Here is a 22,955-nt window from a genome sequence, read left to right as displayed (position 1 = left end):
GAGCACAGCCCACCGCAAGACGCTCCGTCTCGTTTAGCTCGTTCAGCCGATGGCGGGAGCATTGTCCCCGGCTGCCAGGAGGCGCCCTTCGGCGTAGCTCAGGGCGGCGGGCGGCAGCTCGGAGAGGCGACCGCTGAGCAGGACGGTGAGCCGGCCGGTGGCCGGGAGCTCCGGTTCCGGGCGGACGCCGAGGCGGCGCAGGGCCTGGGTGGCGACGGGCAGGGCGGAGCCGTGGAACGTGAGCTCGGCCCCGCCGGTACGGTCGGCCAGGGCGGCCCGGACGGCACCCTCGACCAGCTCGTAGTGCGTGCAGCCGAGCACCACGTCCGTGACGTCGGGCGGGGTCAGCGCGGCGGCGGCGGCAACGGTCCGGGCGATGGCCTCTTCATCGGCCCACTGCACGGCGTCGGCGAGCCCCGGGCACGGCACCTCGGTGACCTGGGCACCGGCGGCGAAATCGCGGATCAGGCCGCGCTGGTAGGGGCTGCCGGTGGTGGCGGGGGTGGCCCAGATGGCGACCCTGCCCCCGGCCGCGGCGGCGGGCTTGATGGCGGGCACGGTCCCGATGACCGGGATACCGGGCTCCAGCTGCGCGCGGAGCGCGTCCAGGGCATGCACGGTGGCGGTGTTGCAGGCGACGATCAGCGCGTCGGGGTCGTGCGAAGCGGCAGCCCCGGCCACGTACAGGGCCCGCTCGGCGATGCCCTGGGAGGTGCGGGGGCCCCAGGGCATCCCGTCGGGATCCGAGGAGAGTACGAGGTCGGCGTCGGGCCGCAGCCGCCGCATCACGGCGGCGGCTGCGAGGAGGCCGATTCCGGAGTCCATGAGCGCGATCTTCACCCGGTCACTTTAATCGACGCGCCCCCGGGCGAAGCCCGCTCCGCCCCGGAGCGCCGGGCCGCGCCGCACCCGAGCGGGGCGGGGGACGCACTGCGAGGTGCGGAGCCTGGGGCGCGGTGCCCGCGCTGGAGCGGGGCGGCCATACCGCATCCGGGCGGGGCACGAGACGCGGTGCGCGGGCCCGAGCGCGAGGCGCAGCACGGGGCCCGGGGCCCGGGTTTGGGCTGGGACGGCCGGCCATGCCATACCCGGGTGCGGGGCCGCGGGGTGCGGGCTCGCGCGGAGCATGGAGCCCGGGCCCGGAGCGGGGCTCGAGGCACGGAGCACGGTGGGCGGGCCCGGGGCCCGGGCCCCGGGCCCGGGGCCCGGGCGGGGGCTCGGGCCGGAGCGAGCCGGCCATCCCTCACCCGGGCGGGGCCCGTGACACAAGCACGGGCCCACGGCGCGGGCCCGAGGCGGCGGGGTGCGGGCACGAGGCGCAGCACGGGGCACGGCCCGGGCTGGAGCGGGGCGGCCATACCGCATCCGGGCGGGGCACGAGACGCGGTGCACGGGGCGCGGGCTCGAGGCGCGGAGCACGGTAGGCGGGCCCGGGGCCAGGGCGGAGCGCGGGCGCGGGGAGCGGGGGTGTGCCCCGCAGCTCGCTTCCGCCTGCCGGTCCGGTCCCGCGCAGCGGGGGGGCCGGGTGGGGCGGGCGCCAGCGGTGGGTAACCGCCCACTGGTGGTCCCGCTGCCGGACCGACTCGCACGGGTGGAGCGGGTGGGTGGCCGCCCCGCGCGCAGCGCGGGGGAACCGACCGCCGGGCCGCACCCGGACACGCGGCAAGGCGACGGCGGCACACGCCCGCCTACGGTCCCGCGCAGCGGGGGGCACCGGGGGTGGGGGCCGTCCGCTGGTGGTCCCGGTGCTGGACCGGCTCGTACGGGTGGGTGGCCGCCCCGCGCGCAGCGCGCCCGTACCGGGACACGCACGCAGCGCGCAGCGCACGGCCGCGCACGCCCGCCTACGGCACACTGCAGCGATGGGCCTCCTCACCCTCGCCACCGCGTCCCTCGCCGTCTGGCTCTGGCTCCTCCTCGGCCAAGGCATGTTCTGGCGGACCGACATCCGGCTGCCGCCCGCCACAGGCACCGCAGGCGCCACAGGCCGAGCCGAAGCCGACCGCCCCCGCTGGCCCTCCGTCGCCATCCTCGTGCCCGCCCGCGACGAGGCCGAGGTGCTCCCCCTCACCCTCCCCTCCCTCCTCGCCCAGGACTATCCCGGCGAAGCCGAGATCCTCCTCGTCGACGACGGCAGCACCGACGGCACCGCCGCCCTCGCCCGCCGTCTCGCCGAGCAGCAGCCCGGGTTGCCGCTCACCGTGACCTCGCCCGGCGAGCCCCCGCCCGGCTGGACCGGGAAGCTGTGGGCGCTGCGACACGGCATCGCGCTGGCCCGCCACGGCCGGCAGCCGCCCGCGTACCTGCTGCTCACCGACGCCGACATCGCGCACGAGCCGGACAGCCTGCGCCGGCTGGTCGCCGCCGCCGAGTCCGGCGGGCTCGACCTGGTCTCCCAGATGGCCCGGCTGCGCGTGGCCTGCTTCTGGGAGCGGATCGTCGTACCGGCCTTCGTGTACTTCTTCGCTCAGCTGTACCCCTTCCGGTGGGTCAACCGCCCGTCCGCCCGGACCGCCGCCGCGGCCGGCGGGTGCGTGCTGCTGCGGACCGACGCCGCCGAGCGGGCCGGCGTACCGGAGGCGATCCGGCAGGCCGTCATCGACGACGTGTCACTGGCCCGCGCGGTGCAGCAATCCGGGGGGCGGATCTGGCTGGGGCTGGCGGAGCGGGTGGACAGCGTGCGTCCGTACCCGCGGCTCGCGGACCTCTGGCGGATGGTTTCGCGCAGCGCGTACGCACAGCTCCGGCACCGGCCGTTGCTGCTGGCCGGGACGGTGGCCGGGCTGGTGTTCGTCTATCTGGTGCCGCCGTTCGCGCTGGCCGCCGGGCTGCTCGCCGGGCAGCCGGCCACCGCGGCGGCCGGCGGTCTGGCGTGGCTGCTGATGGCGGGGAGCTATCTGCCGATGCTGCGCTACTACCGGCAGTCCCCGGCGCTCGCGCCCCTGCTTCCGTTCACCGCGCTGCTGTACCTCCTGATGACCGTGGACTCCGCGGTGCAGCACTACCGGGGACGCGGCGCGGCCTGGAAAGGACGCACCTACGCGCGGCCGAGTGACGCCTGAGCAGGCATCATGCCGGTTTGACAGCCCGTCAGGCAGCGGACCTGCCCAGGGGGGTCAGAAGTGGCAATCAGGGGTGGAAGTGACGAATCGTGCACGTGAACGTCAAGTGAAAGCTGAGGCGCTGACCTGCGAATATGCAGGTCAGCGCGCTGTTGACGGAACCTTGCTATGGACCCGGTGAATTCGTGGGCTTAACTTATGTCCCATGACCTCCCCCCGCTCCACTTATGGCGGCGGTTACTACTCCGCGCCCTCCTTCCCGGACACCCCCATCTACGACTCGCTCGTCGCCGAACGCGGGACCCCGCAGATCGCCCCGATCCGCGTGCCCGCGGCCTACGACTCCGTCGGCAGCGGCTACCCCGCCGGTGCCGGCAGCACGGGCGGCTCGGGCAGCTATCTGCCCGCGCTGCCGGCGGCTCTGCCCGCCCTGCCTCCGGCTCCGGTGCCGGCCCAGCAGAGCGCGCCCGCGTACGGATACCCGTACCAGCAGCAGGCTCAGCAGCCGATGCCGCTCCAGCAGGCGGCGGCGCCCTACGTCCCGCAGCAGCCGGTCGGGACCCGGGGCTACGCGCCCCAGCCGCAGCCGCAGCGGCCCGCGATGACGGCCGGCGGGTACGAGGCGATGCGTCCGGGCCAGCCGCGCCCGGTGCAGGTGCCCGTCCCGGTCCAGATCCCGGCGCAGGCGCCGGCGTACGAGGACCAGTACGGCCGGCCGTACCAGGGGCGCGGCTACTGATCCGGAGCGAGGAGCCGGCCGGGGGCGGCTGGCAGGATGCACCCATGTCGAAGATGTTGGTCCAGGCGCTTCACGTCCATCCCGTCAAGTCGGTAGCGGGGACAGCTCCCGACGAGGTGGCCGTGGAGCCCTGGGGCCTGTCCGGGGACCGCCGGTGGGCCGTGGTCGACGTCGACGGCAATGTCATCACCCAACGCCAGCAGCCGAGACTGGCGTTGGCTCAGGCCCGTCCGCTGGGGGGCGGCGGGATCGTGCTGTCGGCACCGGGCATGGCCGAGCTGACCGTGGCCGTGCCCGAACCCGGCATGCTCGAACCGGTCCTGCTGTTCGGGAAGAAGTGCGAGATCGTGCTCGCGGACTCCGCGGCACACGACTGGTTCAGCACCTACCTCGGGGAACCGGCCCGGCTGGTCCACATGGACGACCCGGCCGCCCGGCGGTCCGTCGATCCCGAGTACGCCCTGCCCGGCGAGTCGGTGACCCTGGCCGACGGGTATCCGCTGCTGATCGCCACCCTGGCGTCGCTGGACGCGCTCAACGAGCTGATCGCCCGGGGCGACCACCCCGAGGAGGGTCCGCTGCCGATGAACCGGTTCCGGCCCAATGTGGTGGTGTCCGGCGCCTCCGCCTGGGAAGAGGACCACTGGCGGCTGATCGCGATCGGCGATGCCGTCTTCCGCGGGGCCAAGGCCTGCGGTCGCTGCATCGTCACCACCACCGACCAGGAGACCGCGCAGCGGGGCAGGGAGCCTTTGCGGACGCTGGCACTGCACCGCCGGATCGGCCGGTCGCTCGTCTTCGGGCGGCTGCTGGTGCCGGTCCGGCTGGGTACGGTGCGGGTGGGGGACGAGGTGGAGGTGCTCGAGTAGCGGGGGGTTCCCGCACGGCCCGCACGGGCTGCACAGCCCGCATGGCCCGCACGGAACGACACCTTCGAGGTGTCCTTGAGCGGGCGCGGAACCAGCCCGCCCCGACCGTGCGTTGATCCGATGGAGATGTGGAGACGTGCCCGCCGACGGCCGAGCGAGGACCCCCGACCAGGGTCCGGCCGACAGGTGACGCAAAGACGGAGGCAAAGGGGGTGCCCGACCGTGCGAACGGCTGCGGGGGTCTGGCGTTGGCGTCGCAACGCGCTGCGCAGGCCCACTGATCTGATCGAGGCGTGGCTGGCGTTAGCCGGGATCGTGTGCCTGCTGGTGGTGGCTCCTGCAATCGGCTGGCTCGCCGCGCTGCAGGTGGACGCCACGCTCCAGCGCGCCGCGCGGGAGCAGCGTCAGGAACGGCATCTGGTCCCGGCGGTCGTGGTCCGGCCGCTTCAGGCTCCGGCCCCGGGGGGTGCGGCCGTCGACCCGGCGGCACCGCCGCAGACCCCGCAGCGGACCCGGATCGTGGCCTCCTGGACGGCGCCCGACGGCAGCAGCCACCAGGGGGCGGTACCGGCGGCGGAGGAACCGCCCCGGCCCGGCGACCGGTTCCGGATATGGACGGACGCGCACGGACGGCTGGTGGGCCGGCCGCTGGAGCCGTCGACGGCCGTGCTGCATGCGGGACTGGCCGGGCTGGCGGCCATGCTGGGCACCGCCGCGCTGGTCGAGACCGTCCGGCGGATGGTCGTACGCCGGCTCATGCATCAGCGGTACATACGTCTGGACCGGGCCTGGGCCGCGGCCGGGCCGGACTGGGGCCGGGCGGGCGCGGGCAGCTGACCTGGCAACCCCCCGGGCCCGCGCGCGCTACGGTGGACCGGCGGACGGCAACGCAGCCGGAACGGCCGCTTCGGCCGCGCGAGTACGAAGGTGGGGGCACGACAGCACCATGGCTCAGGGCACGGTCCAGGTGACGCACGGCGGGACCTCGCGGTGGCGGCGCCGCTCCGGGGAGTATCTGACGCTGGCCGCCGCCCTCGCCGCAGCGGGGGACGGCGACGTCCTGTCCATCGCGCCCGGCACCTACCGGGAGAACCTGGTGCTGCGTCATGCCGTGACCCTCCGCGGGCCGGAGGGCTCCATCGGATCGGTGCGGATCGCCCCGGCCGACGGGGTGGCCCTGACCGTGTACGCCTCGGCCGTGGTCCAGGACCTGCACCTGGAGGGGCAGGACCGGGCGGCGCCCGCGCTCCTCGTCGAGGACGGCGCCCCCGAACTGACCGACCTGCGGGTCAGCACCCGGTCGGCGGCCGGCATCGAAGTCCGCGGCGGGGCCCGGCCGGTGGTGCGCCGGTGCACGGTGGAGAACCCGTCCGGGGTGGGCATCGCGGTGCTCGACGGCGGCGGCGGGGTCTTCGAGGAGTGCGAGGTGGTCGCGTCCGGGCAGACCGGGGTCTCGGTGCGCGGCGGCGGGCATCCGCGCCTGGAGCGCTGCCGGATCCACCACAGCACGGGAGCGGGCATCGCCGTCACCGGAGAGGGTTCCGGGCTGGAGGCGCTGGGCTGCGAGGTGTACGAGATCAAGGGCACCGGGGTGCAGATCGCGGCCCGCGCGGCGGCCCGGTTCACCGACTGCTCGGTGCACCGCACCACGTCCGACGGGGTCACCCTGGACACCGACGCCGTGCTGACCCTGGACGGCTGCGACATCCACGACCTTCCCGAGAACGCGGTGGACCTGCGCTCCCGTTCCGTGCTCACGCTCAGCCGCACCACGATCCGCCGGTTCGGCCGCAACGGCCTGTCCGTGTGGGACCCGGGAACCCGGGTGAACGCCGAGTCCTGCGAGATCCACGACAGCACCGGCGACTACCCGGCGGTCTGGATCAGCGACGGCGCCTCCGCCGCCCTGGACTCCTGCCGGGTGCACGACGTACCGGACGCCCTGTTCGTCCTGGACCGGGGTTCGAGCGCCGAGGTGGTCGACAGCGACCTCACCCAGGTCGCCCGGACCGCCGTCTCGGTCAGCGACGGGGCCACCGCCACCCTGTCCGACTGCCGGATCCGGGAGGCGGCGACCGGGGCCTGGTTCCGCGACCACGGCAGTGGCGGGGGCCTCACCGACTGCACCGTCGACGCGGTGCAGACCGGGGTGATCGTCACCAAGGGCGCCGACCCGGTGGTGGAACGGTGCGCGGTCGGCTCGGCGGTGGAGGCCGGGTTCTATGTGTCCGCCGGTGGGCGGGGCAGTTTCACCGACTGCCGGGTGACCGGGAGCAGCGGCTTCGGCTTCCACGTCATCGACGGCTGCCGTACCGCACTGACCGGCTGCCGCACCGAGCGGTGTGCGCGCGGGGGGTACGAGTTCTCGGAGGACGGCCCGATCGTCCTGGAGTGCACCGGCGACGAACTGCCGAAGCGCCCGGGGATCCTGGGCCTGCCGGGAGGCGGACCCGGTGAGGGGCGGGCCGGCCCGGACGACCGGGCACCGCTGCCCGCACCGGCCCGGGAGGCGGTGCCGGCGGCTGCCGGGGCGCGGGCGGCCGGGGCAACGGGGCCGCCCGGCCCGGCGCATCCGCCCGGGGCGACGGATCCCGCCGGAGCGGCCGGGCGGGCACCGGCAGCCGGGCGCGGGTCCTCGGAAGTCCTCGGGCAGCTCGACTCACTGGTGGGCCTGGACAGCGTGAAACGCGAGGTGCGGGCACTGACGGACATGATCGAGGTCGGGCGCCGTCGGCAGCAGGCCGGCCTGAAAGCGGCTTCGGTCCGCCGGCACCTGGTCTTCACCGGCTCCCCCGGCACCGGCAAGACCACAGTCGCCCGGCTGTACGGGGAGATCCTCGCCTCCCTCGGTGTGCTGGAGCGCGGCCACCTGGTCGAGGTGTCCCGGGTGGACCTGGTCGGCGAGCACATCGGTTCCACGGCGATCCGCACCCAGGAGGCCTTCGAACGGGCCCGCGGCGGGGTGCTGTTCATCGACGAGGCGTACGCCCTGGCGCCGGAGGACTCGGGCCGGGACTTCGGGCGGGAGGCGATCGACACCCTGGTGAAGCTGATGGAGGACCACCGGGACGCGGTGGTCGTCATCGTCGCCGGGTACACGGCCGAGATGGAGCGGTTCCTGACCGTCAACCCGGGCGTGGCCTCGCGGTTCTCCCGGACCATCACCTTCGGCGACTACGGCCCGGAGGAACTGCTGCGGATCGTCGAACAGCAGGCGGAGGAGCACGAGTACCGGCTCGGCGGGGGCACCCGTGAGGCCCTGCTGGCGTACTTCACAGAGCTGCCCAAGGGGCCGGCCTTCGGCAACGGCCGGACCGCCCGGCAGACCTTCGAGTCGATGGTCGAACGGCACGCCGGGCGGGTGGCCCAGCTGGCGGAGGCCGGGACCGACGAACTCACCCTGCTGTTCCCGGAGGACCTGCCGGACCGGACGGGTCTGTCCGGTCTGGCGGCTCCGTGCTGAGCTCGCCCGGCGTTGCAGCGGGCGGGACGCGCGGGGCGGGCAGGACTGCGGGCAGGGCTGCGGTCTCCTGTTCCGCTCGCCGGGCCAGCCGGGCCAGCAGGGCATCGCGTTCGGCGGCGAAGGCCGGATCCGCCTGGTAGTCGGAGTGGCCGAGGATCGGCGCGGGCAGCGGGTGCAGTTCCGTACGCCCATACGCGAGCGGGTCGGCCAGCACCACGCCGTCCACAACGCCGCCGTCCATGTCCCCGCCATCCGCCGTACCGGGGAGCACGGGGCCGCCGATCGGGTCGGTGGCCCGCCACAGGTTGCGCCAGCAGTCCACTTCCCGGTGCAGGGCGGACAGGTCGGCCGGGCCGAAGTACGCCGGGAACCAGTGGCCGTAGAGGCGGGCCAGCGGGGAGCCGTAGGTGAGCAGGGCCACCCGGCGCCGGACGGCCGGCGGCAGCTGCCAGACGGCGGCGGCGGCCAGCACGCTGCCCTGGGAGTGGCCGGAGAGGACGAGCCGGCCGCCGGTCCGGCCGGTCCAGCCGGTCATCCGCCAGGTCAGGTCGGGCACGGCCCGCTCGGCGTAACAGGGCGGGGCGAAGGGGTGGGCGGCCCGCGGCCAGAAGGTGCCGACGTCCCAGAGGATCCCTATGGTGCGGCGGGCGGAGGCATCCCGGTAGGCCCGCCGTCCCCAGCCGACGAAGAGCAGGAAGCCGAGGCCGATCAGCCAGGAGCCGCTGTCCTGGGCGGCCCGCGCGGCGGCGGCCACCAGCGGGTGGGCGTCCCGGGCGGCCTCACCCGGGACCTCCCCCGTGAGCCGGGCTCCGGCCAGGGCGACCGCACTGAGCAGCAGGGTCAGCCCGGAGACGGCGGCCACGAACCAGGGCGTGGAGTCGGTGAGCGCGGCGGTGGCGCGGGCGCCGCCGATCTGCCGGCTGCGGGCCTTGTCGTAGCCCTCGCCCGGGTATTCGGCCGCGACGGTGGCGGCGATCCGGCGCCGGGCGCGGGCGCTGCGCCACCCGAACCGGACGGCCAGCAGGAGCAGGGCGAGCAGCAGCGCGGGCAGCACGGCGGCCTGCCAGGACAGCAGGACCGGCGGGCCGGGCAGTGCGGCGGCGACGGAGCCCGCGGAGAACATCCCGGGGGTGGCTCCGCCGTCGAGCCAGTCGGCGACCCGCTGGGCCACTCCGCCGGACATCACCCCGCCCAGCGCACATCCGAGCAGGGCGACCGCGGGTCCGCCGAGCCCGCCGAGGGCGGCCGGCGCCACCGGCCCGCCCCCGTCGGCGGTACGGCTGCGCAGTCGCACCGCCACCACCGCGAGGGCCAGCGCGCAGCCGCCCTGGACGAGCATCAGCACACCGAAGCCGAGGTCGCCGGGGAGCCGGCCGGTGGCGGTCCAGCCGGGCCGGGACCAGCAGGCGTAGCCCGCGCACAGCACCAGCAGGGCGAGGGCGCAGCCGGGCAGCAGGGTGACCACGGCCCGGTCGAGCCGCAGGTCCAGCCGCGACTCGGTCCGGCCGCGCCGGCAGACCACCCACAGCACGGTGGCGGCACCGGCGGCCACCCCCGCCAGCGCGCACCCGCCGACCAGCCCGGCCGCGCCGCCGGTCCGCCGGTCGTACGCGGCGGTGGGTACGGTGATCGCCGCGGCGACGGTGAGCAGTCCGGCGGCGGTGTGCGCGGCCCGGAGCCGGGCCACCAGCCGGCGCCCGTACCAGAACCCGGGCCGGCCCAGCGCCGGAGTGCCGTCGTCCAGGTCTGGGTCGGCGCTGCCGGAGGGGGGCGGAGGCTGGGACTCGTACGCGCTCCAGGTGCGGTTGGACAGGTACCAGAGCAGTCCGGTCAGCCCGGCCGGGACCAGGGCGGCCAGCGCGAGCCGGCGGCCCGGCTCGGTGTCCGCGAGGAAGCCCAGCCAGGAGCGGGAGGCCGTGCAGTGCGCGGAACCGGCGCACTGCCAGGCCACCAGGTCGAGCGCGACCTCGCAGGCGGCGGCGATCAGCAGCACGGTCAGGCTGAGGGCGACGAGCCGGACCAGGACGCCGTACCCGCGGACCGCACGGCCGGCACGGTCGGCGGGGGCTCCGGCCGGCGCCGGGGGCCGGGCCCAGTGCGCGAGGTTGACCACCATGAAGGGCAGGAGCAGCAGCCACAGTGCCCGGGTCCCGTTGCCGGAGGTGAGCCGGGACCAGCAGTAGGCCTCGGGAACGGGCCGGTCGGCGTACCGCTCGGGGTGTTCCTCGGCGTCGGCGTCCTCGGTCCGGCGGAACACGGCGGCGGTGGAGTCCCCGGTGATGCGGACCGTGCGGGGGTCGCCGAGGAGTTCCTCGGGAGCGGCGCCGGCCACCCCGTGCACCAGGAGTTCGAGGGCGAGCGGGGTGTTCGAGGCGTGTGGGGCGTGTGGGGTGTTTGGGACGTGTGGACCGGCAGCGTGTTCGGGTGCGGTGGTCACGGCGGCGGCTCCCTCCGGAACGGGCCGTCGTTTCTATGCCCGTTCCCGGCCCGCCGAAGACATCTGACGTCCCGCCAGTTAAGGTGTCCGCACCCACGGCGGACACGCTCCGCCCCACCGCACGAGGAGCACTCGCCATGGCTCGCGCACTCCGCCCCGTCGGGCTCGATTTCGTCGAATCCGCCCCGGTCCGGCTGGTCTTCACGACCCGGACGACGGCCGCGCCGGAGGCGGTGTACCAGGCCCTGGCGGAGGATGTGACGGGCTGGCCGCGGTGGTTCGGGGCGGTGACCCTGGCCCGGCCGACGCATGGCGGCGCCGGCCGCGAGGTACGGCTGAAGGGCGGGGTCCGCCTCCAGGAGACGATCATGGCCGCGGATCCGGAACAGCGGTACGCCTACCGGGTGGACGAGACGAACGCCCCCGGGGTGCAGGCCCTGCTGGAGGAGTGGCGGCTCACTCCGGACGGCACCGGAACCCGGGTGCGCTGGACCTTCGCAGCGGCCGGCCCGGCCCCGTTCCGACTGGCCCTCACGGCCGCCCGCCCGGGCCTGGGCCACTCCTTCCGGACGGCCGTCCGGACCCTGGACGGCTTGCTGGCCGCCCCGTCCGCGGGCCGGCCGTAGCCGGACCGCGGACCCCGGACCGCCGACCCGTCGGGGTCAGCCCTTCGCCGCCCGCCCCGGCTTTGCGCGCTCAGGCTCCCGGTTCGCGCCAGACGCCGGTCGTCAGCAGGGTGTCGATGGTCTTTGCGTACGGGGCGATGTCCAGGCCCTGCGCCGCCAGCCAGTCGTCCGCGTAGTACTTGTCCAGGTAGCGCTCGCCCGGGTCGCACAGCAGGGTGACCACGCTGCCCTTGCGGCCCTCCGCCACCATCTCGGAGACGATCTTGAGCGCGCTCCACAGGCCGGTGCCGGTGGAGCCGCCCGCCTTGCGGCCTATGGCCGATTCCAGCGCGCGGCAGGCGGCCACGCTCGCCGCGTCCGGGACCTTCATCATGCGGTCGATCGCCCCCGGCACGAAGCTCGGTTCCATGCGCGGGCGGCCGATGCCCTCGATCCGGGAGCCGCAGTCCGTGGTGGCATCCGGGTTGTTGTTCGTCCAGCCGTCGAAGAACACGGAGTTCTCCGGGTCCGGCACACAGACCCGGGTGTCGTGCTGCATGTAGTGCACGTACCGGGCGATGGTCGCGGAGGTGCCGCCGGTGCCGGCGGTGGCCACGATCCAGGCCGGCTCGGGGTACCGCTCCAGCTGGAGCTGCTGGTACATCGATTCTGCAATGTTGTTGTTGCCGCGCCAGTCCGTGGCCCGCTCGGCATAGGTGAACTGGTCCATGTAGTGGCCGCCGGTGCGCTGCGCGAGCGCGGCCGACTCCTCGTACACCCGCATCGGATCGTCCACGAAGTGGCATGCGCCGCCGTGGAATTCGATCAGCCGGCACTTCTCCGGGCTGGTGGTCCGCGGCATCACGGCCACGAACGGAACCCCGATCAGCTTGGCGAAGTACGCCTCGGAGACCGCCGTCGACCCGGAGGACGCCTCGATGACCGGGCGGCCCGGCCGGACCCACCCGTTGCACAGGGCGTAGAGGAACAGCGACCGGGCGAGGCGGTGCTTGAGGGAGCCCGTGGGATGGGTGGACTCGTCCTTCAGGTAGAGGTCGATGCCCCAGGCTTCGGGCAGCGGGAAGCGCAGCAGGTGGGTGTCCGCGGAGCGGTTGGCGTCCGCCTGGACCTTCCGGACGGCTTCCTTCAGCCAGGCCCGGTAGTCCGGGTCGCTGTGGTCCACGTCGAGGGTGGTGCCGGTGGTGCTCATCTGCCCTGCTCCTTAGCTGTCCGGTGCGCCCGATGTCTTCGCAATGTACCTCTGCCACCTGCACAAACAGTCACTTTGGGTATCTGTGCGCAGGGCTTTCGGTTGCGCTTTCGGTCGGCCCTTTCGGTTGCGCCAGCGGCGATGGCGGGTGACCCTGGTACCGCGTCACAGAGGGTGCAGCACCCGTAACACTCATGTCGGGGAGTCGCAGCCGTGATCAGTCCTTCTCGCAGGCACTGCACCGTCGAGTTGCAGGCCGTGCCGTCGCGGATCGGCCAGGTCCGCAGAATCGTCTCCGCGCAACTGCGCCACTGGCAGCTCGACCCGCTCATAGACCGGGCCTCGCTCGGCGTGACGGAGCTCCTGAGCAACGTCCACCGCCATGCGCAGCCGGACAAGAGCTGTACCGTCGAGATGGAGCTGCGCCTGGGCCGGCTCACCGTCTCGGTGCACGACAACGATCCCCGCCTGCCGATCCTCAAGGCGGCCGATCCACTGGAGACCTGCGGACGCGGGCTCGCCCTCGTCGAGGCGGTCAGCGAGAACTGGGGCGCCCAGCACCTGGAGGGCATCGCCGGGAAGATGGTCTGGTTCTCCCTGTACGCCGCGGACCCGCCGGCCCCGCCCCTCCGCCCGGTCCACCTCCAGGCGACGGCCACGACCCCGGTCCCGGACGGCACGGCCCCCGCCCTGGCCCCGGCCCCGGTCCCACCGGGCTGACCGCGGAGCCCCGCCGGGCCACGGGAACCTCAGGCGACCGGGCCCAAGGTCCCCAGGGGGTCGTCCAGGACCGGTTGCCAGGCCAGTTCGGCCGCGCCCACCAGGCTGTTGTGGTCCAGCGTGCACGGCAGGATCGGCACTCCCCCGCTCCGCCCCCACAGGCTCCGGTCGGCGACGACCGCCCGCAGCCGCTCCGGATCGGCGTGCAGCAGCTCGCGGTGCAGGCCGCCCAGGATGATCCGGTCCGGGTTGAGGATGTTCACCAGCCCGGCCAGGCCGAGCCCGAGCCGGTCGACGATCTCCTCGGCGGCGGCCCGGACGACCGGATCCGCGTACTCCGCGCGCAGCAGGTCGCGGGCCTGCTGGAGCAGCGACACCTCCGGTCCGGGGGTGCGGCCGGCCGCGGTCAGGAAGGCCAGCGGATCTGCCTCCACATCCAGACAGCCGCGGCTTCCGCAATGGCAGGGCCGGCCTTCCGGGTTCACCGTCAGATGGCCGACCTCCAGGGCCAGGCCGGAACTTCCGCTGTGCAGACGCCCGTCCAGGACCAGCGCCCCGCCGACCCCGCGGTGGCCGGTGGCCACGCACAGCAGGTGCTGGGCGCTGCGCCCGGCGCCGTGCCGGTGCTCGGCCAGCGCGGCCAGGTTGACGTCGTTGCCGGTGAGGGCCGGGCCGTCGATCCCGGCCGCCTTCACACACTGCTCGAACACGGTCCGGACCGGAGAGCCGGCCGGCCAGGACAGATGCAGCGGGTTGAGCGCCGTACCTTCGGGTTCGGCGATCGCGGAGGGCACGGCCAGCCCCGCACCGACACAGCGGCGTCCGCTCCCCGCCAGCAGGGCCGCGCCCGCGTCCACCACGGCGGCGAGCACGGTCGCCGGGTCGGCCGAGACCGTCCGGCCGGGCGCCGTGGCCACGATCCGGCCGCCGAGTCCGACCAGCGCGGCGCGGAAGCCGTCCGGGTGGATCTGGGCCGCCAGCACCACGGGCCCGTTCTCGTCGACGGACAGGCGGTGCGAGGGGCGGCCCTGGGTACCGCCCGCACCGCGGGGCCGGGAGTCGACGCGGATCAGGCCGAGGGCTTCGAGTTCGGCGGCGACGGCTCCGGCGGTGGCCCGGGTCACTCCGAGCTCGGCGGTGAGGACGGCCCGGGTCGGCGCCCTTCCGGTGTGCACCAGCTCCAGCGCCGGCCCGAGAGCTCCGCGGCCCCTCTCCAGCTTGCTGCGCGTGGAGGCCGTATTGCCGTTGCCGATGCCGTTCATAGAGGCGATCCTCCCATGATCGGCGCAGGGTCAGGTTCCGAGGCCGCCGAGCCCGCCGACCCGGAGCGTGAGGTTGAGCCGGCCGGTCAGCCCGAGGGCGGGGGGCGCGGTGCCCGCGTACACCTTCGGCACTCCGTGGTAGGCGAGCCGGGACGGCCCGCCGAACACGAACAGATCGCCGCTGCGCAGCTGCACGTCACGGTAGGGGCGTCCGCGCGATGCGGTGTTGCCGAAGCGGAAGACGCAGGTGTCGCCGAGGCTGAGCGAGACGACCGGGGCGCCGGACTTCTCCTCGGCGTCCCGGTGCATGCCCATCCGGGCGTCGGCGTCGTAGAAGTTGACCAGCGCGATGTCGTAGGCCAGGTCCGAAGCGCCCGTAGGTTCTGCGTACGGCCCCGCGTCCGGCCCCGCGTACGCCGCGCCGACCGCGGCCCGGCCGAGCTCCGCCAGCCACTGGGGCATCGGCTTCACCGGGGCGCCGTCCCCGTCCACGGCGGCGGTGGCGTAGCCGTACGGATACCAGTGCAGCCCGAGACACACCTGGCGGGCGGTCATCGTGCCGCCACCGGGGGTCCGCACCGTACGCAGGCCGCCCGGCGGGCGGGCCCAGGCCCGGCAGGCCTCGACCAGCTCCCGCTGGCGGTCCGGCCCCAGCCAGTCGGGCACGTGCACCGCCCCCGGCGCGATCTCCGTGCGCGCCCGGGGGAACAGCTCGAACCATTCCTCGTCCACCCCTCCATGGTGCGTGACACACTGCCGCGCATGGAGATCAACGAGTACCTGAAGGCCCTCGAGCGGGACGGCGAGCTGCTGGCCGGGGCGGCCGAGCGGGCGGGGACGGACGCCCCGGTCCCGACCTGCCCGGGGTGGCGGATGGCCGATCTGCTGCAGCACACCGGGGCGGTCCACCGGTGGGCGACGAGCTACGTCGCCGAGGGGCATCCGGAGCCGATGCCGATCCCGGGCGGGCCGGAGTTCACCGGCGCGGAGCTGCTGAGCTGGTTCCGGGAGGGACACGCGGATCTCGTCCGCGTGCTGTCCGAAGCCCCGGCGGACGTGCAGTGCTGGACCTTCCTGCCCACCGCCACGACCCCACTGGGCTTCTGGGCGCGTCGGCAGGCGCACGAGACGGCGATCCACCGCCTGGACGCGGAGTCGGCGCTCGGGCACGGATTCGGTCCGTTGGAACCGGCGTTCGCGGAGGACGGCGTGGACGAGCTGTTGACCGGCTTCCACGCGCGCGGCCGGAGCCGGGTACGGACGCCCGAGCCGCGGCTGCTGCGGATCCGGGCGGCCGACACCGGCGCGGTGTGGTCGGTCCACCTGTCGGCCGAGCCGCCGCGCACGGTCCTGGACGATGCGGGCCGGGCGGACTGCGAGGTGACCGCCGAGGCGGCCTGGCTGTACGCGGCGCTGTGGAACCGGATCCCGCTGGAGGGGCCCGCGGTGACGGGCGACCTCGCCTTGGCCCGGCTCTGGAACGAGACCTCGGAGATCTGATGGGGCGCCGCAGCCAGGCCGACCGGGACGCGATCACCGTCGAGATCGGCTACGCCGTGTTCAGCGGAACCCTTGCAGCGGCGCTGGTGTTCGGCGCGGTGGCGGGGCCGGCCCTGCTGTTCGAGCTGCCGCACCGGGTGGAGCGTGCCCTGACGATGGCAGGCGGGATCCTGGCGGCAGCGGTATTCGCCCTGCGCGCCACCCACCTGCTGTGGCGCTTCGCCCGCCGCCCGGACAACGACGGCGCATAACCGCGCCGAGTGCGCCGGCGGCGGTGAGCTGCGGGTGGGCCGCACGGCCCGCACCTTCACCGCCGTCGAGCTACCTGAAGAAGTGGGGCTGGGAAGTCAACCGGTTCTTCCAGGGGGGGTGACCGCGGACTCCACCGACGCGGAGCTGCTCGCCGCCACCCCCGACCATCCGGTCTTCCGGATCACGGTGTCGGGCTGACCGGCCCCTGCTCCCGCAGCTCCCGGTCCGGCCCGTCCTGCCGCGGAACGTCCTGACCGGCCTGTCCAGCCTGCCCCTGTTCCGCCCGCGCCTGCCGCCCGTCCAGCACCTGCAGTGCCTTGCGCGCCAGCGGGTACGTCCGCACCAGCTCGGCCAGGGTGGTGGAGCCCCGGGTGATCCGGGCGAAAGCCCGCCAGGCCGGCCGCAGGCCGGTGATCACCGCGTGCAGCAGCCCCGGCCGGGCCTCGAAGGCGGCCAGCATCCGCCGCCCGACCGCCATCTCCACCCCCAGCCCGGCCTTGATCGCGAAGGCGTAGTTCAGGGCCTGCCGCCGCGCATCCACCGCATCCTGCGCCTCGGCGATCCGCACGGCCCACTCCCCCGCCAGCCGCCCGGAGCGCAGCGCGAACGAGATGCCCTCCCGGGTCCACGGCTCCAGCAGCCCGGCCGCGTCGCCCGCGACCAGGACCCGGCCGCGCGAGAGCGGCGAAGCGTCCGTACGGCAGCGGGTCAGATGCCCGGAGGAGATGGCGGGCTCGAAACCGGCCAGCCCGAGCCGGGCGATGAAGTCCTCCAGATAGCGCTTGGTCGCCGCGCCGTCCCCGCGCGCCGAGATGACCCCGACCGTGAGGGTGTCGCCCTTGGGGAAGACCCATCCGTAACTGCCGGGCAGCGGGCCCCAGTCGATAAGGACCCGGCCCTTCCAGTCCGCGGCCACCGTCTGCGGAACCGGGATTTCCGCCTCCAGTCCCAGGTCCACCTGGCCCATCTCCACCCCGACATGGGCGCCGATCCGGCTCGCGCTGCCGTCCGCACCGACCACGGCCCGGGCCAGCACGGTCTCCCCGTCCGCGAGGACCACCGCGACCGTACGCCGGTCGGGAACGGTCGGGCCGTGCTGCTCGACCCGGGCCACGGCCGTGCCCGTCCGCACCCGGGCGCCCGCCTTCTCGGCGGCTGCCACCAGCCCGGCGTCGAACTCCGGCCGGTTGACCAGCCCGAACAGCATGTGCTTGGAGCGGCGGGTGCGGGCCAGCTTCCCGTTCATGGAGAAGGTGACGGCATGCACCCGGTCCTGGAGCGGAATCACGAACCCCGGCGGCAGTGAGTCCCGCGAGGGGCCGATGATGCCTCCGCCGCAGGTCTTGTAGCGCGGCAGTTCGGCCTTCTCCAGCAGCAGGACCCGCCGCCCGGCAACCGCCGCCGCATGGGCCGCGGAGGCACCGGCCGGGCCGGCTCCGACCACCACGACGTCCCAGACCTCGCCGGTCCCCCCTGCGCCACCCCCGGCCGGCCCGGAGGCCGCCCCTTCCTCCGCCTGCCCTGCCCCGTCGCGTACGTCGTCGCTGCTCACGTGTGCTGTTGCTCCTGATCACCCGGTTGCTCCGATGCCGGGCAAATCCTACGGCGAGTCGCCGCTCCGTCCCCCTGTGCGAGGATCGGAAGCGTCGTTCGCCGTACCCGGCCTACGTATCACAACGTCGCACCCAAGAGGAGCGTGCCCATGTCGCCCAACCCGATCGCCGAGACCATCGCCTCGCTGATGCCCCGCGCCAAGTCGGAGCTGACGGAGCTGGTGGCGTTCCAGTCGGTGGCGGACTGGGCGCAGTTCCCGAAGAGCGAGAGCGAGGGCGCGGCGAACTGGGTGGCGGACGCGCTGCGCGCCGAGGGCTTCCAGGACGTGGCCCTGCTGGACACCCCCGACGACACCCAGTCCGTGTACGGCTTCCTGCCCGGACCGGCCGGCGCGCCGACTGTGCTGCTGTACGCGCACTACGACGTGCAGCCGCCGCTGGACGATGCCGCCTGGATCTCCCCGGCCTTCGAGCTGACCGAGCGGGACGGCCGCTGGTACGGCCGCGGCGCCGCGGACTGCAAGGGCGGGTTCATCATGCACCTGCTGGCGCTCCGTGCCCTGAAGGCCAACGGCGGGGTGCCGGTGAACGTCAAGGTGATCGTCGAGGGTTCGGAGGAGCAGGGCACCGGCGGCCTCCAGAGTTACGCGCTGGCGCACCCGGAGCTCCTGACGGCCGACACCATCGTCATCGGCGACGCCGGCAACTTCCGCCTCGGCCTGCCCACGGTCACCGCGACCCTGCGCGGTATGTGCATGCTGCGGGTGAAGATCGACACCCTGGGCGGGAACCTGCACTCCGGCATGTTCGGCGGGGCCGCCCCGGACGCGCTGGCCGCGCTGATCCGGGTGCTGGACTCGCTGCGCGCGGCGGACGGTTCGACCACCGTGGACGGGCTCGCCGCGGACGCGGTCTGGGAGGGACTGCAGTACCCGGAGGGTGACTTCCGGGCCGACGCGAAGGTGCTGGACGGGGTCGAGCTGATCGGCTCGGGCTCGATCGCGGACCGGCTGTGGGCCCGACCCGCGGTCACCGTCCTGGGCATCGACTGCCCGCCGGTGGTCGGCGCCACGCCGTCGGTGCACGCGAGCGCGGGCGCGCTGATCAGCCTGCGGGTGCCGCCGGGCGTGGACACCGCGGCGGCCATCAAGCTGCTCGAGGCGCACCTGGTGGCGTACACCCCGTGGAAGGCGCGGCTGGAGCTGGAAGTGGTCGGCCAGGGGCAGCCGTTCCAGGCGGACACCGACAGCCCGGCGTACGCGTCGATGCGGGCCGCACTGGAAGCCGCGTACCCGGGACAGGAGATGCAGATCAGCGGGATGGGCGGATCGATTCCGCTGTGCAACACGCTGACCTCGCTCTACCCGCAGGCGGAGATGCTGCTGATCGGGCTGAGCGAGCCGGAGGCGCAGATCCACGCGGTGAACGAGAGCGTGTCGCCGGAGGAGCTGGAGCGGCTGTCGGTGGCGGAGGCCCTGTTCCTGGTCAACTACGCGGAATCCACGCGTCGGTAGCAGCGCGCCGGTAGCCGCGCGCCGGCCGCTTTCGTACGCCCAGGGCGCACTGCGCTCTGGGCGTACTCCGCTCCCGGCGAAGTCGTGTGGTGCGGGCGGGAGACGGTGCGTACGTTGCCCGGTATGGATCTTGTTGAAGTACTCCCGGACCGGCTCCACATGCTCCGTTTCCCGATCGGCCAGGCCTATCTCTGGCAGGACGGGGAGGCGCTGACCCTGATCGACTCCGGCAACGTCGAGTCGGCCGCCGCCATCGAGGACGCGATACGTTCCCTCGGCCTGCGGCCCGAGCGGCTGGAGCGGATCGTGCTGACCCACTGCCACCGCGACCACATCGGCGCGGCGGGCGAACTCGCGGCCCGCTGGAACGCGGAGGTGCTGGCGCACCGGCTGGAAGCGCCCGTCATCCGGGGCGAGGCCCCGGTCCCCGAACCGGTCCTGCTGGACTGGGAGATCCCGCTGTACGCGCACGGCATGACCGTCCCGGAGGCCCCGCCGACCCGAGTGGACCGCGAGCTGGAGGACGGCGAGGAACTCCCCTTCGGGGACGGCGCGTTCGTGGTCCACGCGCCCGGCCACACGGACGGCAGCATCGCCGTCCACCTGCCGGCCCACGGGGTGCTCTTCACCGGCGACTGTGTGGCGGGGGTGGGCCAGGTGATGCTGGGCGTCTTCAACGTGGACCGCGCCCGGGCCATGGACACCTTCCGCCGGCTGGCCGCGCTGGCCCCCTCGGTGGCCTGCTTCGGCCATGGCGACCCGCTGACCTCGGAGACCGCCGCCATGCTGAAGGCGGCCTCCGAGGCCACGGTCTGACGGCCGGCCGGAGGGCGGGCCGCCGGCCCGGGTCCCCGACCCGGGCCGGCAGGGCTCCCCGGGTCAGGGAACCGGGGTGCCGGCCTCCAGATTGAGGACGGTGCCCTGCTCGCGGGCCCGGAGGGCCCAGCGGAGTCGGGCGAAGCGCTGCGGCGGCAGGAGCCCGGCCGCCTCCTGTTCCGTCACGAAGCGCCACTCGCGCAGCTCCGGTCCCGGCAGCCGGAGCTGCGCCGCCGCCTCCGCCGGCAGCAGGCCGCCGTCGAAGAGGAGGCGCAGACCGCCGTACGCGGGACGGCAGGGCGGCTCCCAGTCGATCACCAGCAGTCCCGGTGCCCGGTCGAGTACGAGACCCAGCTCCTCCGCGACCTCGCGGACCCCGGCCCGGGCGGGGGCCTCGCCCGCCTCGACGATGCCGCCGGGGAACTCCCAGTCCGGCTTGTACGTGGGATCGACCAGCAGCACCCGGTCCTGCGCGTCGAAGAACAACACCCCGGCCGCCACCGTCTCGCGCGTGGGCTCCGGGGTCTGCACGATCTCGCAGACCGCGGCGGTGTCCGTGCGGATCGCCTCGGCGATCCGCCGGGCTGTCTGCCCAGGGGTGAGGCCGCCGTTGTCGACCACGTACGCGTCGGCCGTGAGCCAGCCCAGGGCTTCCCGGTAGGGCGCGAGGTGGCCGCCGGGCCGGTCGCTCTGCCCGGCCTCCTCGCGGCGGGCGATCCGCTCGCGCAGGATCGTTTCCGCAGGGGCGAGCAGCACATGCCGGACCGGTATCCGCCGAGCCGCCAGCGCACCGAAGATCTCGTCCCGGTACTCCTGCCGCAGCAGGGTCATCGGAACCACCAGCACCCCGCCGACCTCCGCGAACACCGCCGCCGCCGTCTCCACCACGAGCCGCCGCCAGCTGGGCAGCTCCTGATAGTCCGTCACCTCGTCGAGCCGTTTGCGCGGCAGCAGCGCGCGCAGCGCGTCGCCGATCAGCGCGGGGTCGTACAGGACGCTGTCCGGGACGAGCCCGGTCAGTTCGCGAGCCGTGCTGGTCTTCCCGGCGCCGAAGGCGCCGTTGATCCAGACAATCACGATTACCCCTCTTCCGATGCCCCCAGTGGCTTGCCCGGAACACCCTGCCACGGAAACCCGATGACCGGCGGAGTGCTTATCCTCAAGGTCAGGGGCCCTCGCCGGCCCCGCCCGTCCCCGCCCCTCTCCCCGCCCTTCCCGGAGGTTCACGTACCGTGCCGCACTCCCGCCGCCCGTCCGAGCCCCGCTACGGCAACCGGCCGACGATGAAGGACGTGGCGGCCCGCGCCGGGGTGGGCCTGAAGACGGTGTCCCGGGTGGTGAACGGCGAGCCGGGGGTGACCCCGGACACCGAGCGGCGCGTCCAAGAGGCCATCGACGCACTGGGGTTCCGCCGCAACGACAGCGCGCGCGTGCTGCGCAAGGGGCGCACCGCCACCGTCGGCCTGGTCCTGGAGGACCTCGCGGACCCCTTCTACGGCCCGCTGAACCGGGCCGTGGAGGAGGTCGCCCGGGCCCACGGCGCCCTCCTGATCAACGGCTCGAGCGCCGAGGACCCGGACCGGGAACGGGAGTTGGCACTGGCGCTGTGTGCGCGCCGGGTGGACGGCCTGATCGTGATCCCGGCCGGCGAGGACCACCGCTATCTGGAGCCGGAGATCCGGGCCGGGGTGGCCACCGTGTTCGTGGACCGCCCGGCCGGCCGGATCGACGCCGACGTGGTGCTCTCGGACAGCTTCGGCGGCGCCCGCGACGGGGTGGCCCACCTGATCGCCCACGGCCACCGCCGGATCGGCTTCATCGGCGACCACCCCCGCATCCACACCGCCACCGAGCGGCTGCGCGGCTACCGCGCGGCCATGGCCGGGGCCGGCCTGCCGGTGGACGAGGCCTGGGTCGCACTCGGCTCCACCGCCGCCGAACGGGTCGCGGCGGCGGCCGAGGCCATGCTGGCCGGGCCCGACCCGGTGACCGCGGTGTTCGCGGGCAACAACCGGGTGACAGTGACGGTGGTACGGGTGCTGGCCGGCGCCGGCCGCCCGGTCGCCCTGGTCGGCTTCGACGACTTCGAACTCGCCGACCTGCTGCGCCCGGGAGTCACCGTGGTCGCCCAGGACGCGGCGGCCCTGGGCCGGGTGGCCACGGACCGCCTCTTCACGCGCCTGGAGGGCGTACAGCTACCCCCGGAGCGCATCGAGCTCCCCACGCGGCTGATCCCCCGCGGCTCGGGCGAGATCCGCCCGGCCGACTGACCGGGTTCGCTGACCGGCTTCGGCAGGCCGGATCGAGCCGCCGGGACTAGCCTGAAGAGGGGAAGCGGGTGTCCCGCCGGGCCCACGGCCCGAACCTCTCTGGCATGCGGGGCGTCACATGCCCGCCACGGCCGTGCACATGGGTGGAGCTGAGTCACACCCGGCGGCGAACCGGCAGAAGTTCCTCATCCGAGGACGGAGTGAACCATGAGCATGCTCAACTTGCGTCGTGCGGCCGCGACGGTCTCGTCCGCCGTGCTCCTCACGACCGGTGCCGTCGTGGTGCCCGCCGCCGCGGAGGCAGCGGCCCCCGCCGCCCAGTGCTACAACCGCAACGGCTTCCCGCCGCAGAAGAGCGGGAACAACATCGGGGGCACGCCGCCCAAGTACGAATACAGCAACAGCCCCTACATCGGCGGGCGCTACGAGTCGTGCGGCAACACCATCACGGTGTACTACGGCGGATACACCACGAACACCACGCACTACCTGCTCAACTGGAATTCGGACAGGAACGCCTGGACGTCGCAGCGACTGAAGGCCGGCGAGCGGATGAAGTGGACCCTCAACGCGCCCGGCAATGACTACAACTTCCAGGTCCGGGCGTGCAACAACACCAACTGCACCACCTGGTCGCCCATGCTCTACGTCAACGCCCGCTGACCCGAACGCCGGGCCGGCCG

The 22,955-nt window shown here is 74.3% G+C and carries 20 protein-coding genes and 1 pseudogene; 14 read left to right on the top strand and 7 right to left on the bottom strand.

All coding sequences use genetic code 11. From position 1 onward, the window contains the following. Window positions 1-42: 42 nt before the first annotated feature. Window positions 43-840 carry a glutamate racemase gene (locus tag ABT123_RS00500; RefSeq protein WP_351307495.1) on the bottom strand — a complete coding sequence of 266 codons (798 nt, stop codon included), beginning with the start codon at window positions 838-840 and terminating at the stop codon, window positions 43-45. Between the two features lie 1,022 nt (window positions 841-1,862). On the opposite strand from ABT123_RS00500, the gene ABT123_RS00495 reads away from it, so the two are divergent. The 5 genes from ABT123_RS00495 (at window position 1,863) to ABT123_RS00475 (ending at window position 8,133) form a co-directional block, all read left to right on the top strand. Further along, window positions 1,863-3,062 (top strand): glycosyltransferase, encoded by a 1,200-nt coding sequence (locus tag ABT123_RS00495; RefSeq protein WP_351307492.1) that lies wholly within the window; start codon window positions 1,863-1,865, stop codon window positions 3,060-3,062. A 205-nt stretch (window positions 3,063-3,267) separates the two neighbouring features. After that, window positions 3,268-3,801 carry a DUF6643 family protein gene (locus ABT123_RS00490; protein WP_351307489.1) on the top strand — a complete coding sequence of 178 codons (534 nt, stop codon included), beginning with the start codon at window positions 3,268-3,270 and terminating at the stop codon, window positions 3,799-3,801. Window positions 3,802-3,845: 44 nt separating this feature from the next. Then, a complete protein-coding gene (locus ABT123_RS00485) occupies window positions 3,846-4,670 on the top strand; it encodes an MOSC domain-containing protein (protein ID WP_351307486.1) in 825 nt (274 codons plus the stop codon). Between the two features lie 222 nt (window positions 4,671-4,892). Next, entirely contained in the window at window positions 4,893-5,507 is a 615-nt protein-coding gene (locus ABT123_RS00480) for an Rv1733c family protein (protein WP_351307483.1), read from the top strand. Window positions 5,508-5,616: 109 nt separating this feature from the next. Then, on the top strand, window positions 5,617-8,133 hold the full coding sequence (locus tag ABT123_RS00475) for a right-handed parallel beta-helix repeat-containing protein (protein ID WP_351307480.1): 2,517 nt from the start codon (window positions 5,617-5,619) through the stop codon (window positions 8,131-8,133). Here ABT123_RS00475 and ABT123_RS00470 read toward each other — a convergent pair. Continuing rightward, window positions 8,066-10,570: a hypothetical protein gene (locus ABT123_RS00470; RefSeq protein ID WP_502970807.1), complete on the bottom strand. Its 2,505-nt coding sequence runs from the start codon at window positions 10,568-10,570 to the stop codon at window positions 8,066-8,068. The two genes, ABT123_RS00475 and ABT123_RS00470, sit on opposite strands and share 68 nt — an antisense overlap. Before the next feature lie 137 nt (window positions 10,571-10,707). On the opposite strand from ABT123_RS00470, the gene ABT123_RS00465 reads away from it, so the two are divergent. Next, window positions 10,708-11,196 carry an SRPBCC family protein gene (locus ABT123_RS00465; protein WP_351307477.1) on the top strand — a complete coding sequence of 163 codons (489 nt, stop codon included), beginning with the start codon at window positions 10,708-10,710 and terminating at the stop codon, window positions 11,194-11,196. Window positions 11,197-11,266: 70 nt separating this feature from the next. On the opposite strand, the gene cds1 is transcribed toward ABT123_RS00465, so the two are convergent. Next, on the bottom strand, window positions 11,267-12,385 hold the full coding sequence (gene cds1, locus ABT123_RS00460) for an L-cysteine desulfhydrase Cds1 (RefSeq protein WP_351307474.1): 1,119 nt from the start codon (window positions 12,383-12,385) through the stop codon (window positions 11,267-11,269). 213 nt (window positions 12,386-12,598) lie between these two features. On the opposite strand from cds1, the gene ABT123_RS00455 reads away from it, so the two are divergent. Further along, the gene (locus tag ABT123_RS00455) at window positions 12,599-13,105 is read left to right on the top strand and encodes an ATP-binding protein (protein WP_351307471.1); all 507 of its coding nucleotides are present in this window, start codon (window positions 12,599-12,601) and stop codon (window positions 13,103-13,105) included. 29 nt (window positions 13,106-13,134) lie between these two features. Here ABT123_RS00455 and ABT123_RS00450 read toward each other — a convergent pair whose 3' ends face one another. Then, window positions 13,135-14,367 (bottom strand): ROK family protein, encoded by a 1,233-nt coding sequence (locus ABT123_RS00450; protein WP_351307467.1) that lies wholly within the window; start codon window positions 14,365-14,367, stop codon window positions 13,135-13,137. 30 nt (window positions 14,368-14,397) lie between these two features. Next, window positions 14,398-15,099: an alpha-ketoglutarate-dependent dioxygenase AlkB family protein gene (locus tag ABT123_RS00445; protein WP_351307464.1), complete on the bottom strand. Its 702-nt coding sequence runs from the start codon at window positions 15,097-15,099 to the stop codon at window positions 14,398-14,400. Between the two features lie 30 nt (window positions 15,100-15,129). Between ABT123_RS00445 and ABT123_RS00440 the strand changes: the two genes are divergently transcribed. From ABT123_RS00440 to ABT123_RS00430, 3 genes and pseudogenes are all read left to right on the top strand, one after another. Continuing rightward, the gene (locus ABT123_RS00440; RefSeq protein ID WP_351307461.1) at window positions 15,130-15,867 is read left to right on the top strand and encodes a maleylpyruvate isomerase family mycothiol-dependent enzyme; all 738 of its coding nucleotides are present in this window, start codon (window positions 15,130-15,132) and stop codon (window positions 15,865-15,867) included. After that, window positions 15,867-16,118: a DUF6332 family protein gene (locus ABT123_RS00435; RefSeq protein WP_351307458.1), complete on the top strand. Its 252-nt coding sequence runs from the start codon at window positions 15,867-15,869 to the stop codon at window positions 16,116-16,118. The genes ABT123_RS00440 and ABT123_RS00435 overlap by 1 nt, the downstream gene beginning before the upstream one ends. A 13-nt stretch (window positions 16,119-16,131) precedes the next feature. Further along, window positions 16,132-16,317 (top strand): annotated as a pseudogene (locus ABT123_RS00430) (deazaflavin-dependent nitroreductase); the annotation flags it as partial. Here the strand turns inward: ABT123_RS00430 and ABT123_RS00425 are convergent. Continuing rightward, window positions 16,301-17,566 carry a geranylgeranyl reductase family protein gene (locus ABT123_RS00425; protein WP_351308180.1) on the bottom strand — a complete coding sequence of 422 codons (1,266 nt, stop codon included), beginning with the start codon at window positions 17,564-17,566 and terminating at the stop codon, window positions 16,301-16,303. The pseudogene ABT123_RS00430 and the gene ABT123_RS00425 overlap by 17 nt on opposite strands. Window positions 17,567-17,821: 255 nt before the next feature. Between ABT123_RS00425 and ABT123_RS00420 the strand changes: the two genes are divergently transcribed. Continuing rightward, a complete protein-coding gene (locus tag ABT123_RS00420) occupies window positions 17,822-19,186 on the top strand; it encodes a dipeptidase (RefSeq protein WP_351307456.1) in 1,365 nt (454 codons plus the stop codon). A gap of 123 nt (window positions 19,187-19,309) precedes the next feature. Continuing rightward, window positions 19,310-20,002: an MBL fold metallo-hydrolase gene (locus tag ABT123_RS00415; RefSeq protein WP_351307453.1), complete on the top strand. Its 693-nt coding sequence runs from the start codon at window positions 19,310-19,312 to the stop codon at window positions 20,000-20,002. Window positions 20,003-20,065: 63 nt separating this feature from the next. Here the strand turns inward: ABT123_RS00415 and ABT123_RS00410 are convergent, their stop codons facing one another. Beyond that, the gene (locus ABT123_RS00410; RefSeq protein ID WP_351307450.1) at window positions 20,066-21,079 is read right to left on the bottom strand and encodes an NUDIX hydrolase; all 1,014 of its coding nucleotides are present in this window, start codon (window positions 21,077-21,079) and stop codon (window positions 20,066-20,068) included. Window positions 21,080-21,285: 206 nt separating this feature from the next. Here ABT123_RS00410 and ABT123_RS00405 point away from each other — a divergent pair, with 206 nt between their 5' ends. Both ABT123_RS00405 and ABT123_RS00400 read left to right on the top strand, forming a co-directional pair. Then, the gene (locus tag ABT123_RS00405; protein WP_351308178.1) at window positions 21,286-22,272 is read left to right on the top strand and encodes a LacI family DNA-binding transcriptional regulator; all 987 of its coding nucleotides are present in this window, start codon (window positions 21,286-21,288) and stop codon (window positions 22,270-22,272) included. A gap of 207 nt (window positions 22,273-22,479) precedes the next feature. Next, window positions 22,480-22,935, top strand: coding sequence for a hypothetical protein (locus tag ABT123_RS00400; protein WP_351307447.1), 456 nt, complete (start codon window positions 22,480-22,482; stop codon window positions 22,933-22,935). Window positions 22,936-22,955: the final 20 nt, after the last annotated feature.

It is taken from the genome of Streptomyces sp. NPDC002054 (genome assembly GCF_040296685.1).
Classification (GTDB): domain Bacteria; phylum Actinomycetota; class Actinomycetes; order Streptomycetales; family Streptomycetaceae; genus Streptomyces.
The sequence above is the reverse complement of the archived record's forward strand: the minus strand, read 5'-3'. Positions and strand labels throughout refer to the sequence as shown.

Bases quoted from the DNA above. Each gene is read 5' to 3' on its own strand.
- ABT123_RS00485 (WP_351307486.1), top strand. From the start codon at position 3,846: ATGTCGAAGATGTTGGTCCAGGCGCTTCACGTCCATCCCGTCAAGTCG.
- ABT123_RS00465 (WP_351307477.1), top strand. From the start codon at position 10,708: ATGGCTCGCGCACTCCGCCCCGTCGGGCTCGATTTCGTCGAATCCGCC.
- ABT123_RS00495 (WP_351307492.1), top strand. From the start codon at position 1,863: ATGGGCCTCCTCACCCTCGCCACCGCGTCCCTCGCCGTCTGGCTCTGG.
- ABT123_RS00490 (WP_351307489.1), top strand. From the start codon at position 3,268: ATGACCTCCCCCCGCTCCACTTATGGCGGCGGTTACTACTCCGCGCCC.
- ABT123_RS00475 (WP_351307480.1), top strand. From the start codon at position 5,617: ATGGCTCAGGGCACGGTCCAGGTGACGCACGGCGGGACCTCGCGGTGG.
- ABT123_RS00400 (WP_351307447.1), top strand. From the start codon at position 22,480: ATGAGCATGCTCAACTTGCGTCGTGCGGCCGCGACGGTCTCGTCCGCC.
- ABT123_RS00415 (WP_351307453.1), top strand. From the start codon at position 19,310: ATGGATCTTGTTGAAGTACTCCCGGACCGGCTCCACATGCTCCGTTTC.
- ABT123_RS00405 (WP_351308178.1), top strand. From the start codon at position 21,286: ATGAAGGACGTGGCGGCCCGCGCCGGGGTGGGCCTGAAGACGGTGTCC.
- ABT123_RS00440 (WP_351307461.1), top strand. From the start codon at position 15,130: ATGGAGATCAACGAGTACCTGAAGGCCCTCGAGCGGGACGGCGAGCTG.
- ABT123_RS00450 (WP_351307467.1), bottom strand. From the start codon at position 14,367: ATGAACGGCATCGGCAACGGCAATACGGCCTCCACGCGCAGCAAGCTG.
- cds1 (WP_351307474.1), bottom strand. From the start codon at position 12,385: ATGAGCACCACCGGCACCACCCTCGACGTGGACCACAGCGACCCGGAC.
- ABT123_RS00420 (WP_351307456.1), top strand. From the start codon at position 17,822: ATGTCGCCCAACCCGATCGCCGAGACCATCGCCTCGCTGATGCCCCGC.
- ABT123_RS00435 (WP_351307458.1), top strand. From the start codon at position 15,867: ATGGGGCGCCGCAGCCAGGCCGACCGGGACGCGATCACCGTCGAGATC.